This is a genomic window from Marinobacter sp. CA1 (assembly GCF_020546665.1).
Lineage (GTDB): Bacteria > Pseudomonadota > Gammaproteobacteria > Pseudomonadales > Oleiphilaceae > Marinobacter > Marinobacter xestospongiae.
Genome location: NZ_CP071785.1, coordinates 3,852,099 through 3,864,478, shown reverse-complemented (window position 1 = coordinate 3,864,478; position 12,380 = coordinate 3,852,099). Strand labels below are relative to the sequence as shown.

Annotated in this window: 10 protein-coding genes; 7 read left to right on the top strand and 3 right to left on the bottom strand. The window is 61.9% G+C overall.

From position 1 onward, the window contains the following. Position 1 precedes the first annotated feature (1 nt). The gene (msrA, locus tag J2887_RS17650; protein ID WP_227172454.1) at positions 2-637 is read left to right on the top strand and encodes a peptide-methionine (S)-S-oxide reductase MsrA; all 636 of its coding nucleotides are present in this window, start codon (positions 2-4) and stop codon (positions 635-637) included. A 70-nt stretch (positions 638-707) separates the two neighbouring features. Next, on the top strand, positions 708-1,136 hold the full coding sequence (gene msrB / locus J2887_RS17645) for a peptide-methionine (R)-S-oxide reductase MsrB (RefSeq protein ID WP_227172453.1): 429 nt from the start codon (positions 708-710) through the stop codon (positions 1,134-1,136). 283 nt (positions 1,137-1,419) lie between these two features. Here msrB and J2887_RS17640 read toward each other — a convergent pair whose 3' ends face one another. Together J2887_RS17640 and nhaD are read right to left on the bottom strand one after the other, a co-directional pair. Beyond that, on the bottom strand, positions 1,420-2,391 hold the full coding sequence (locus J2887_RS17640; RefSeq protein ID WP_227172452.1) for a calcium/sodium antiporter: 972 nt from the start codon (positions 2,389-2,391) through the stop codon (positions 1,420-1,422). Positions 2,392-2,400: 9 nt separating this feature from the next. After that, complete coding sequence (gene nhaD, locus J2887_RS17635) at positions 2,401-3,651, bottom strand: sodium:proton antiporter NhaD (RefSeq protein ID WP_227172451.1); 1,251 nt, start codon at positions 3,649-3,651, stop codon at positions 2,401-2,403. Positions 3,652-4,000: 349 nt separating this feature from the next. On the opposite strand from nhaD, the gene mqo reads away from it, so the two are divergent. After that, positions 4,001-5,488 (top strand): malate dehydrogenase (quinone), encoded by a 1,488-nt coding sequence (gene mqo / locus J2887_RS17630; protein ID WP_227172450.1) that lies wholly within the window; start codon positions 4,001-4,003, stop codon positions 5,486-5,488. An 80-nt stretch (positions 5,489-5,568) separates the two neighbouring features. Here mqo and uvrA read toward each other — a convergent pair whose 3' ends face one another. Continuing rightward, entirely contained in the window at positions 5,569-8,421 is a 2,853-nt protein-coding gene (uvrA, locus tag J2887_RS17625; RefSeq protein WP_227172449.1) for an excinuclease ABC subunit UvrA, read from the bottom strand. A gap of 171 nt (positions 8,422-8,592) precedes the next feature. Between uvrA and J2887_RS17620 the strand changes: the two genes are divergently transcribed. From J2887_RS17620 to J2887_RS17605, 4 genes are all read left to right on the top strand, one after another. After that, a complete protein-coding gene (locus J2887_RS17620; protein WP_227172448.1) occupies positions 8,593-9,960 on the top strand; it encodes an MFS transporter in 1,368 nt (455 codons plus the stop codon). Positions 9,961-10,032: 72 nt separating this feature from the next. Continuing rightward, entirely contained in the window at positions 10,033-10,638 is a 606-nt protein-coding gene (ssb, locus tag J2887_RS17615) for a single-stranded DNA-binding protein (RefSeq protein ID WP_324197225.1), read from the top strand. 252 nt (positions 10,639-10,890) lie between these two features. After that, positions 10,891-11,406, top strand: a complete 516-nt coding sequence (locus tag J2887_RS17610; protein WP_227172447.1) for a sigma-70 family RNA polymerase sigma factor — start codon at positions 10,891-10,893, stop codon at positions 11,404-11,406. Between the two features lies 1 nt (position 11,407). Beyond that, on the top strand, positions 11,408-12,355 hold the full coding sequence (locus J2887_RS17605; RefSeq protein ID WP_227172446.1) for a FecR domain-containing protein: 948 nt from the start codon (positions 11,408-11,410) through the stop codon (positions 12,353-12,355). Positions 12,356-12,380 lie beyond the last annotated feature (25 nt).

Genomic DNA, 12,380 nt, shown 5'->3' with positions numbered 1-12,380 from the left:
TATGACCACATCCTGTTCCATTCCCGGTATGAATGTGCCCCGGAGCCGTTTTCCGGACCCGCAGCAGCGCCTGGCCGATCCCGGCACCGGTGAACAGCGGCTGGTTCTGGCTGGCGGCTGCTTCTGGTGTGTAGAAGCCGTATTCGTGGCGATGGACGGCGTCCTCAGCGTCACTTCCGGCTACACCGGCGGCGATGCCGACACGGCCAACTACACCGCCGTCTGTACCGGCCAGACCGGTCACGCCGAGGCGGTGGACATCCGCTATGATCCTGAGCGGGTCAGCTTCGAAGACTTGCTGAAGGTGTTTTTCTCGGTGGCGCATGATCCCACCCAGCTCAACCGGCAGGGGCACGACCAGGGCACCCAGTACCGCTCGGCGGTGTTCTATGCCGATGAGGCGCAGAAGCAGGTGGTGGCCGCCTACATCGAGCAACTGCAGGCGGCGGATGTCTACCCCGATCCCATTGTGACCACACTGGAGCCGCTGGCGACGTTCCATCCGGCGGAGGATTACCACCAGGACTACGCCGCACGAAATCCCCACCAGCCCTACATCATGGCGGTTGCCGGGCCCAAGGTGGAGAAACTGCGGCAGAACTACGGCGACCGGCTCAAACCGGACCTTCAGGACTGACCCGGGGTTCACCCAGTTTCATCACACAAAGCGTCATCAATAAACGGTGTCATCAACCAAGGAGACTGGTATGACCACTTCCTCTGCAGGCTACGACCTGACCCCCCTGAGCGAGGCCGAGATCGCGCGCCTGGCCGAAGGCCTCACCGACGAGGAGAAGTCGGTGTTGCTGGACCATGGCACCGAGCGGCCCTTCTGCGGCACGTTGCTGGACAACAAGACGGCGGGGGCCTACCACTGCCGGCTGTGTGACTTGCCGCTGTTCAGTTCCAACGCCAAGTTTGATTCCGGTACCGGCTGGCCAAGCTTCTTCCAGCCTTACGATCCGAAGCACATCCGTTGTCTGGAGGATCACACCCTGGGCATGGTCCGCACCGAAATCCGCTGTCCCCGCTGCGACAGCCATCTGGGGCACGTGTTTCCCGATGGTCCGCCGCCCACCGGTCAGCGTTATTGCCTGAACTCCATCGCCATGGAGTTTCGTGCCGAGGGCGCCTGACTGTCACAAAACGGTCACCGGCCACCGTTACCGTAAGGGCCGTTCAGCAACTGCATTGTTGTCGTGCTCGGCTCCTCTCCCGGGAGGGGCGCGCTTACTGTGGCCGGACGCCAACTGCCACCAGGGATGGTGGTTTTTTCCCGCTTTTCTCTCCGCGCTCTACGCCCTCTGATTTTTCGCTTCTGTTACTGCTCGCCTTTGGTGTCTGGCGATGAAGCAGCCAGACGGGACACCAGGTCGAGCGCCCCAGCTGGCTGATACGAGGGGGAAGGTCTGGCCGGGATCAGACGATCACGGTGGACACCAGGTAACCGGTATAGCCGATGTAGGTGGCCAGCAGCAGGCTGCCTTCCAGGCGGCTGATGCTGCGCTCCGAACTGAATACCCGCAATCCCATGAAGATCAGCGCCGCAGTCAGGGCGGTCATGACTGTCCAGTCCCGGTACAGCACTTCCATGTCCACGGTCAGCGGGTGGATGGTGGCGGCCAGCCCCACCACCGCAAGGGTGTTGAAAATCCCGGAACCCAGAATGTTGCCCAGGATCAGGTCGTGCTCGTTCTTCTTCACCGCCGCAATTGACGAGGCCAGTTCCGGCAGTGAGGTGCCGATGGCAACGATAGTCAGGCCAATCACCAGGTCGCTTACTCCCAGGCTCTGGGCCACGCTGACGGCCCCCCAGACCAGCATCCGCGAGCTCACGATCAGCAGCACCAAGCCGGCGAACAGCCACAGCAGTGCCACCTTCAGGGACATCGGCTGCTCGCTGAGCTCGGCCTCGGTCTCACCACCGAGGGGGTCGCCCTTGCCACGGATGCCCTGGACGATGGACCAGCCCATCACCGCGGTGAATACCGCCAGCAACACCCAGCCATCGAGGCGGGTGAGTTCGCCGTCAATCAGTTGCACACCGGCAATGGCGCACAGCCCCAGCAGCAGCGGCAGTTCCTTGCGCAGTACCTGGGAGTGCATGGCAATGGGGCTGACGATGGCCACCAGGCCGACAATCAGGGCGATGTTGGTGATGTTGGAGCCGTAGGCGTTGCCCAGGGCGAGACCGGGGTTGCCGTCGGAGGCCGCCATGGCAGAGACCGCCAGCTCCGGGGCCGAGGTACCGAAACCGATGATGACCATGCCGATCAGCAGGGTCGGCATACCCAGGTGCTGTGCAGTCGCGGCTGCGCCGTCAACGAATCGGTCTGCGCTCCAGACCAGCAGGACCAGTCCGGCCAGAATCGCGGTGATTGCCAGTAGCATTGAAAAACCTCAGTTGAGTACGTTGCCCAGCAGGTATACCCCGGCGTAGCCCAGGGTATACGCTGCGAAGAGGTGGCCAAGATACCGCAAGTAGCTGGAGAAGGTCAGCCCCGGGATTTTGCTCATGGCGACAATCCCGGCGGCGGAACCGATCACCAGCAGCGACCCGCCAACACCGACGGCGTAGGTCAGGCCCATCCATTCCGCCGGGGACATTTCGATACCGGCTTTCAGCAGTGCTGCGGTCAGTGGGACGTTGTCGATGATGGCGGAGAACGCCCCCATCAGATAGTTCGCCGCCAGCGGTGGCATCAGCTCATAGACTGCAACCAGGGAATCGAGAGCATGGATTTCCTTGAGGCTGCCCACCAGCAGCAGGATGCCGAGGAAGAACAGCAGGGTCTCGAATTCGATGCTGCGGACGTATTCCAGGATCGGGTCCAGATCGTTGTCGTCGCTCATGAACCGGGAAACCAGGAACATCACCGACAGACCGAACAGGAAGGTCAGCACCGGGGGAATGCCAAACAGCGAGTTGCCGGTGATGGTGCCGATGATGGTGCACAGGAACAGCACGCTGATTACCGCGTCCACCGGTCGCACCGAGTTCATCCGGGGCTCCAGCACCACGGTGCCATCGAGGCCACGGGACAGGAACACCGCCAGCAGAAATACGGTGATCGACGCGGGCAGGGCGAGAGTAAGAAGTGTGAGGATCTCCACCTTGCCTGCGAGGAAGATCATCAGCGTGGTGACGTCACCGGTGATCAGTGCGACCCCGCCGGAGTTGACCGCAAACACCACCAGGGTGATGAACTGGATACGTTTTTTCAGTTCCAGATTGAGAGTCAGGATCAGCGAACAGGACACTAAGGTCGCAGTGATGTTGTCTGCCAGAGATGAGAAGATGAAGCAAAATAAACCGGTCAGGAATAATAATCGACGCTCTGATACCCGCGCGGGCATGATCAGGTAAACCACGTTCTCGATCAGGCCCTTCTTGTTGAGGTAGGCAACAAACGTCATTGCCGCCACCAGGAACAGCCACAGGCTGGCGATTTCCGCGACACTTTCGGACAGGCCCGCAGCGATGGTCTCGGTTTCCGCCTCGCCAGCGCTGAACAGAAACATCAGTATCCAGGACAGGGTCCCGAAGAACAGTGTCACCTTGGCTTTGTTGACGTGGGTGACTTCTTCGAAGATGACGCCGGCGAGGGCGAGTACGGCAAGGCCGATCAGCAGGAGATCCAGTAACGACATAATGTGATCCACGGTCGGGGGAGCGGCTGCTTCACTCCGGATCACCTCTGAATGGCCGATGGCTGCGCTCTGAAGAGATGCGGAGTGAAGCGGAGGCTCCCGGAGTATTCTGGAAAGATCGGCCGCGATTCTATTCCTTTGCGACCGCCCCGGCCAGGGTCTGTTCGGCGGCAGCCGGCCTTGCGGGTAGCTGCGGATCGGTCCAGTTCAGATATTCAATTTATTATTCCCGTAAAAATCGGGATAATTAGCGCAAATTTTGCAGGAGCCGTACCAAAGCTCCGTGTCTGGCTCCCCAGCTACCCCCCGGGGGCCTACAGGTTCGAAAACTTGTTAAGGTGATAAGCCAATGGCCGCAAGACAGGCAGATGTAGTGCTGGTCGGCGGTGGCGTCATGAGCGCTACCCTCGGCATGATGCTCAGGCAACTCGACCCGTCCCTGGATATCGTCATGGTGGAACGTCTCGATCACGTTGCCCATGAAAGCACCGACGGTTGGAATAACGCTGGTACCGGACACGCCGGTTACTGTGAACTCAATTACACCCCCGAGACCGCCGACGGCGATGTGACCATCGACCGGGCCCTCGCCATCAATGCCCAGTTTGAAGTCTCACTCCAGTTGTGGTCCTACCTGGTGGAGCAGGGCATTCTTCCCGAGCCGTCTTCCTTCATCAACCGTACCCCACACCAGAGCTTTGTCTGGGGTGAGGACGGCGTGGCCTTCCTCAAGCGCCGCTTCGAGAAACTCAAGGCCCACCACCTGTTCCGGGAAATGGAATACACCGAATCTCCCGATGAGCTGAAAGAGTGGATGCCGCTGATCGTGCAGAACCGCGATCCGATGCAGAAGGTGGCGGCCACGCGGATCAAGCATGGCTCGGATGTGGATTTCGGCTCGCTGACCCGCTCCATGGTCGAGTACCTGGAGACCCAGCCCAATTTTGAGCTGATGCTCAACAGCCCGGTGCACTACCTGGCTCAGCGTGACAACGGTCGCTGGAAAGTGCGGGTGCGGGATCAGAACACCGGCGAGATGACCAAGCTGGAAGCCGGCTTTGTGTTCCTCGGTGCGGGTGGTGGCGCGCTGCCGCTGCTGCAGAAATCCGGAATCGAGGAAGCCCGTGGCTACGGCGGCTTCCCGGTCAGCGGCCAGTGGCTGGTGTGTCAGAACCCGGAAGTGGTCGCCAAGCATCATTCCAAGGTTTACGGCAAGGCGCCGATTGGTGCTCCGCCGATGTCGGTACCGCACCTGGACACCCGCATCATCAACGGTGAACCGGCGTTGCTGTTTGGGCCGTTTGCGGGCTTTACCACCCGCTTCCTGAAACAGGGCTCGGTGTTTGACCTGTTCGGATCGGTCAAACCCAACAACCTGATGCCGATGCTGTCGGTCAGCAAGACCAACATGGACCTGACCCGCTACCTGATCAAGGAAGTGTTCCAGACCCACGGTGAGCGCGTTGAGGCACTGCGTAACTTCTTCCCCGATGCCCTGGAAAAGAACTGGAAGCTGCAGGACGCCGGCCAGCGGGTTCAGATCATCAAGAAATCCGCTGATGGTCGCGGCAAACTGGAGTTCGGCACCGAGATCGTGGCCTCCAAGGACGGCTCTCTGGCAGCCCTGCTGGGCGCCTCGCCCGGGGCCTCCACCGCCGCCAACGCCATGATCAACGTGCTGGAACGCTGCTTCGCCGACAAGATGCAGACACCGGAGTGGCAGGAGCGCATGCGCGAACTGGTGCCTTCTTACGGCCAGTCCCTGGTCGACGACGAGGCCCTGCTGAACAGCGTTCGGGAGCGGACCCTCACCTCGTTGCAGCTGAAATCAGACTGACGTCCGCGCCAGCGTGATGCCCGGGGGACGGAACTGAGTTCCGTCCCTTTTTTAGGGCCTGAGCCGACTGTCCTTGCGGGTCAGGCGATCTCGGGCTCGGCTTTGGTGAGCATCGGCTTGAGGTAGCGGCCGGTGTGTGAAACCGGGCTTTGAGCCACGGTTTCCGGTGTGCCTTCGGCGATGATCTGGCCGCCACCGGAGCCGCCTTCCGGACCCAGGTCGACGATCCAGTCGGCGGTTTTGATGACATCCAGGTTGTGCTCGATCACCACGATGGTGTTGCCGTGGTCGCGCAGGCGTTGCAGGACATTCAGCAACTGCTGGATGTCGTAGAAATGCAGGCCGGTGGTCGGCTCGTCGAGGATGTACAGGGTCTTGCCGGTGTCCCGTTTGGACAGCTCCTTCGCCAGTTTGACCCGCTGGGCCTCGCCGCCGGACAGGGTGACCGCGCTCTGGCCCAGGCGAATGTAGGACAGGCCCACGTCGATCAGGGTCTGCAGCTTGCGGGCCAGGAACGGCACCGCGTCAAAGAACTCGCGGCCTTCCTCTACCGTCATTTCCAGCACTTCGTGGATGTTCTTGCCTTTGTAGCGCACTTCCAGTGTCTCGCGGTTGTAACGCTTGCCCTTGCAGATGTCGCAGGGCACGTAGACGTCCGGCAGGAAGTGCATCTCCACCTTGATCACCCCATCGCCCTGACAGGCTTCACAGCGACCACCCTTGACGTTGAAGCTGAAGCGGCCAGGCTTGTAGCCCCGGGAACGGGCTTCCTGGGTGCCGGCGAACAGCTCCCGGATCGGGGTAAACAGCCCGGTGTAGGTTGCCGGGTTGGAGCGTGGAGTGCGCCCGATGGGGCTCTGGTCGATGTCGATGACTTTATCGAGCTGGTCGAGCCCTGTGAGCTTGCCATAGGGGGCGTGGTTCAGGCTGGTGGCCTTGTTGAGTTTGGCCGCGGCCACCGGGTAGAGGGTGCCGTTGATCAGGGTGGACTTGCCTGACCCGGACACCCCGGTCACGCAGGTCATCACCCCCAGCGGAATGCTGAGGGTGACATCTTTCAGATTGTTGCCTCTGGCTCCGGACAGCGTCAGCTGCTTGCCGTTGCCACTCTGACGTTGCTGTGGCACCGCAATCTCGCGACTGCCACACAGGTACTGGCCGGTCAGTGACGCTTCGCTGGCGATGATCTGCTCCGGGGTACCCTGTGCGATCACCTGGCCACCATGGACGCCGGCGCCCGGGCCGATGTCGATGACATGGTCGGCGGCGCGGATGGCGTCCTCATCGTGTTCCACCACGATGACGGTGTTGCCCAGATCCCGCAGGTGGGTGAGGGTTGCCAGCAGGCGATCGTTGTCGCGCTGGTGCAGGCCGATGGATGGCTCATCCAGAATGTACATGACTCCCACCAGACCGGCGCCGATCTGGCTGGCCAGGCGGATACGCTGGGCTTCACCGCCAGACAGGGTGTCAGCGCTGCGTTCCAGGGTGAGGTACTCCAGACCCACGTTGACCAGGAACTTCAGCCGTTCCCGCACTTCCTTGAGGATCTTTTCGGCGATCTCGCCCTTGCGGCCAGGCAGTGCCAGTTGTTCAAAATAGTCGTGTGCCTCTCCCACCGGCAGCTGGGTAATGGCCGGCAGATTGCGTTCTTCGAGGAAAACGTGGCGCGCACTGCGACGCAGGCGGGTGCCGTGGCAGTCCTTGCAGGGTTGCTGGCTGAGGTTGCGGGCCAGCTCCTCGCGCATGCTTTGGGAATCGGTCTCCCGGTAGCGTCGCTCCAGGTTGGGCAGGATGCCTTCGAAGGGATGGGACTTTTCCATCACGTGGCCACGGGAATTGACGTAGCGGAAGCTGATCTCTTCCTTGCCAGAACCATTCAACACCACCTTCTTGAAGTCATCCGGCAGATCGACGAACGGCGTGTCCATGTCGACGTCGTAGTGGTCGGCGACGCTGCTGAGCAACTGGAAGTAGTACACCGCCCGCCGGTCCCAGCCCTTGATGGCGCCTTCGGCCAGGGTGGCTTCCGGGTGCTGGATGATCTTTTCCGGGTCGAAGAACTGCTTGACCCCAAGGCCATCACAGGTGGGGCAGGCGCCGGCCGGGTTGTTGAAGGAGAAGATCCGTGGCTCCAGCTCGCTGAGGGCGTAACCGCACTGGGTACAGGCGTAGCGGGCCGAGAAGGTGTGTTCTTCGTGGTTGTCGGCCGACTCGGCGTCCATCGGGGCCACCAGGGCAATGCCGTCGGCCAGCTCCAGCGCGGTCTCGAAGCTTTCCGCCAGACGCTGTTCCAGACCCGCCTTGACCTTGAAGCGATCCACCACCACATCGATGCGGTGCTTGCGCTTTTTGTCCAGCACCGGTACCTCGTCGATGTCGTAGACGGCGCCATCGACCCGCAGGCGAATGAAACCCTGACTCTTCATGGTTTCGATCACTTGCAGGTGCTCGCCTTTGCGGTCGCGGATCACCGGCGCCAGGATCATCAGTTTGCTGCCTTCGGGGAAGGCCATCACCTGGTCCACCATCTGGCTGACGGTCTGGGCTTCCAGTGGCAGGTCGTGGTCCGGGCAGCGGGGTTCACCGGCGCGGGCAAACAGCAGCCGCAGGTAATCGTAGATCTCGGTGATGGTGCCCACGGTGGAACGCGGATTGTGGGAGGTGGACTTCTGCTCGATGGAAATGGCCGGTGACAGCCCCTCGATGTGGTCGACGTCGGGTTTTTCCATCATCGACAGGAACTGACGGGCGTAGGTGGACAGCGATTCCACATAACGCCGCTGGCCCTCGGCATAGAGGGTGTCGAACGCCAGGGAGGATTTGCCGGAACCGGACAGACCGGTAATGACGATCAGTTTGTCCCGTGGCATCTCCAGGTCGATGTTCTTCAGGTTGTGGGTTCGGGCCCCTTTAACTTGGATATGATCCATAACACCCCCTGGCAAAATAAAAGCGAAAGTATACCGTGATCCGCCGGCTCGGGCGCAATGCCCGTGGCAGACCGTTCTGCTACAATGCGCGCTTTCCGGCGAGCCGGAGCGGAGCAGGCCCGATGCCGGTTCCGGCCCCGTCCGACACTGGAACCGAGGAATCCCTGCTGTATGAATGCCCTGGAAAAGCGATCCGTAACCGCGTTGGCTTCGGTGTACGCCATGCGCATGCTGGGCCTGTTCATGGTGCTGCCGGTGTTTGTGCTGCTGGGCAGCGATCTGGACGCTGCCACCCCGGTCCTGCTGGGTCTGGCCATTGGTGCCTACGGCCTCAGCCAGGCGCTGTTGCAGGTGCCGTTCGGGCTGTTGTCTGACCGGGTTGGCCGCAAGCGCATGATTTACATCGGGCTGGTGCTGTTTGCCGGCGGCAGTATCATCGCCGGTGCGTCTGAGTCCATATACGGTGTGATTGCCGGTCGGGTTCTGCAGGGCGCTGGCGCCATAGCCAGTGTGTTGATGGCGCTGCTCAGCGATCTCACCCGGGAAGAACAGCGCACCAAGGCCATGGCCACGGTGGGGGTCTCCATCGGGCTGTCGTTTTCGGTGTCGCTGGTGCTGGGCCCGCTGCTGGGGTCGGCGTTTGGTCTGTCGGGGCTGTTCTACCTGACGGCGGCCCTGGCCATCCTGGCGTTGGTGATTGTCAATAAAGTAGTACCCAATCCCCATCAGCAGCAACAGGACGTGGAATCCCGTCCGGCCCGGGCGATGTTGTCCCAGGTGCTGACCGATGGCCGCCTGTTGCGGCTGGATTTTGGCATCTTCGCCCTGCACCTGGTGCTGACCGCGATTTTCCTGGTGGTGCCGGTGCTGTTGCGGGACCGCCTCGGACTGCCGGCGACCTCCCACTGGTGGTTCTATCTGACGGTGATGGTGACGTCGTTCTTTGCCATGGTGCCGTTCATTATCATTGGCGAAAAGAAGCGCAAGATGAAACCGGTTCTGGCCGGGGCGATCCTGCTGCTGACGCTGGCCACCGCCGGCCTGGCGATCGCCGGTGAGGGGCTGGCACTGGCGTGGGGGGTGCTGTTCCTGTTCTTTATGGCCTTCAATCTGCTGGAGGCCAGCCTGCCGTCGCTGATCAGCAAGGAATCGCCGGCGGCGAGCAAGGGCACCGCGATGGGGGTGTATTCCACGGCCCAGTTCCTGGGGGCATTCGTGGGCGGTGCGGTCGGAGGCCTGCTACTATCCCGGGGGGGCATCGACGGTGTGATCTGGCCGATGGTGGCGGTATTGGCGGTCTGGCTGCTGCTGGCGCTGTCCATGCCGGCGCCAAGCTATACCACCAGTTTCGTGTTAAAGTTGCGGGAAACGGCCCGGGACCGACTGGACGCGGTGGACAAGGCATTGAGGACTCTCCCCGGTGTTCAGGATGTGGTGATCCTGGAAGGGACGGATACGGCCTATCTCAAGGTTGATCGCGCCCAGTTTGAGGAAGATCGCCTGACGGAGTATGACTTCGTCCGGCCAGACGCTTCCTGACAGATTCGACATGAACTTTGATGACAGACCAGGGATGGTCTGTTGCAAACCAGACATTCTCAGGAGCAAATCATGGCACGTGGTGTTAACAAGGTAATTCTCATCGGCAATCTGGGGCAGGACCCGGAAACCCGCTACACCCCGAACGGCAATGCCGTGGTCAACTTGACCCTGGCAACCGATGAAAGCTACAAGGATCGCCAGACCGGCCAGCTGGTGCCCAAGACCGAATGGCACCGCATCGTGATGTTCGGCAAGATTGCCGAAGTGGCCGGCCAGTACCTGCGCAAGGGCTCCAAGGTTTACATTGAAGGCAAACTGCAGACCCGCAAGTGGCAGGGCCAGGATGGCCAGGACCGTTACACCACCGAGATCGTGGTGGACATCAACGGCCAGATGCAGATGCTCGACAGCCGCGGCGGCGACGGTGGCGGCATGAACCAGGGCGCGCCGGCGGGTCGTCCGCAGCAGCAGTCCTACAACCAGCCGGCACCGCAGCAGCAGGGTGGCGGTTACCAGGGGCAGTCTGGCGGTTACAGCCAGCAGCCACCGCAACAGCAATCTCAGCAGCATCCTCCGCAACCGTCTCCGCAGCATTCTCCGCAGCATTCTCCACAACAACAGCAGAGCAGCATGCCGGAGCCGGTGGACGATTTTGATGATGATATCCCGTTCTGAGGCTGGCTTTGTGATCTAGCCGCGCCTTTGCGGCTACGACTGAAAACCTCCATCAACTGGAGGTTTTTTTTGGCCTGTCGGTCGGCTTGATCACCGCTTTTCCGGTCGGTGTGACGGCACGTCAAGGTCTTTGCGTGAAGGGAGGTTGGCTGTCTCGGGTTTGCGTTTCTCTCCGGTGAAGCTCTAGAATGCGAACAATTATCATTTGTTGGGGCGCTGGTTGCCCCGGTTACCCGGTGTCAGGAGCGTCCATTGTCAGGCACGAACATCGCTGAGCCCACAGACGTTTGCCGTCTTTACCACACTCATCACAGCTGGCTGCGTACCTGGCTGAAACGGCGGCTGGACTGCTCGGAAACCGCCGCCGATCTTGCCCAGGATACCTTCACCCGGGTGCTGCTGCGGGATCGTGAGGGCGCCGTGATCCGGGAGCCAAGGGCCTATCTCTCGCACATTGCCCGTGCGCTGGTGATCAACCACTGGCGGCGTCGCGATCTGGAGCAGGCCTACCTGCAGGCGCTGGCCTCCATGCCGGAGCCGGAGGCGCCATCACCGGAGCACCGACAGCAGCTGCTGGATGCCCTGTGCGAGATTGATGCCGCCCTCGATGAACTGCCGCAGCCGGTCAGGCAGGCGTTTCTGATGTCCCAGCTCGAGGGCCTGAAGTATCGCGAGATTGCCGAGCGTCTGGCGGTGTCGGAGATTACCATCAAGCGTTACGTCAAGCGGGCGCTGGTCTGCTGTCTGATGTCGGTGGAGTCGGACTGAAATGAGTGTCGCCGGAGTGCCCCGGGCCGCACTGGAGCAGGCGGCGGAGTGGTTGCTGCGGCTCCAGGAAGGGCCGCTTGAATCAGACCAGCGTCGGGAGTTCGACCACTGGCTGGCAGCCAGTGCCGACAATGCCCGCGCCTGGCAACGGGTGGAAAGGCTTACCGCCACGCTGGGTGGTATGCCGCCGGGCGTGGCTTCCGCCGCCCTGGACCGCCCCGACAGTCCGGCGCGCCGCGCCGCCCTGGCCAAACTGGTGGTGCTGCTTGCGGTGGTGCCTGTGGGGTGGGGCGCCTGGCACCTGGCAGACAGTACCAACCGGTATCGCAGTGCGGTCGGGGAGCAGCGGGAGCTGGCCACCGCCGACGGTTCGCAACTAATCCTCAATACCGATACCGACATTGCGGTGCGCTTTGATGGCCGGCAGCGACTGATCGACCTGCATCAGGGCGAGATTCACATTGAGACCAGTGATCAGCCCGATCCGCGCCCTTTTCGTGTGGCGACGGAGCAGGGCCGCCTGGAAGCCCTGGGAACCCGTTTCAGCGTGCGCCAGCTCGACGGCGAAACCCGGCTCAAGGTGTTTGCGGGCGCGGTGGCCGTGTCACCTTCGGGCCGCGGGCCCCGGACGGTGGTGGAGGCGGGCGCACAGCTGGCCTTCTCGGTGGCTCGGGTGGGGGCGGTGGAAGCCGTTGCCGACACCGATGCCGCCTGGATCAACGGCATGTTGATGGCAGATGAAATGCCCCTGGCGCAACTGCTCGGGGAACTGGCGCGTTATCGCCACGGGACCCTGCAGATGGACCCGGCTCTGGCCGCACTCACCGTCTCCGGCGCCTACCCCCTGCTCGACAGTGACCAGGCGCTGGCCATGGTGGCGGCGACCTACCCACTGCGGGTGCACCGTAGCCTGTTCGGCTACTGGACCCGGGTGCTGCCGAAACAATAATTTTCAGTCGCGCTGATACTTTTTT

Excerpts from the sequence above, each read along its gene's own strand:
- msrA (WP_227172454.1), top strand. The coding sequence starts at position 2 with ATGACCACATCCTGTTCCATTCCCGGTATGAATGTGCCCCGGAGCCGT.
- msrB (WP_227172453.1), top strand. The coding sequence starts at position 708 with ATGACCACTTCCTCTGCAGGCTACGACCTGACCCCCCTGAGCGAGGCC.
- J2887_RS17640 (WP_227172452.1), bottom strand. The coding sequence starts at position 2,391 with ATGCTACTGGCAATCACCGCGATTCTGGCCGGACTGGTCCTGCTGGTC.
- nhaD (WP_227172451.1), bottom strand. The coding sequence starts at position 3,651 with ATGTCGTTACTGGATCTCCTGCTGATCGGCCTTGCCGTACTCGCCCTC.
- mqo (WP_227172450.1), top strand. The coding sequence starts at position 4,001 with ATGGCCGCAAGACAGGCAGATGTAGTGCTGGTCGGCGGTGGCGTCATG.
- uvrA (WP_227172449.1), bottom strand. The coding sequence starts at position 8,421 with ATGGATCATATCCAAGTTAAAGGGGCCCGAACCCACAACCTGAAGAAC.
- J2887_RS17620 (WP_227172448.1), top strand. The coding sequence starts at position 8,593 with ATGAATGCCCTGGAAAAGCGATCCGTAACCGCGTTGGCTTCGGTGTAC.
- ssb (WP_324197225.1), top strand. The coding sequence starts at position 10,033 with ATGGCACGTGGTGTTAACAAGGTAATTCTCATCGGCAATCTGGGGCAG.
- J2887_RS17605 (WP_227172446.1), top strand. The coding sequence starts at position 11,408 with ATGAGTGTCGCCGGAGTGCCCCGGGCCGCACTGGAGCAGGCGGCGGAG.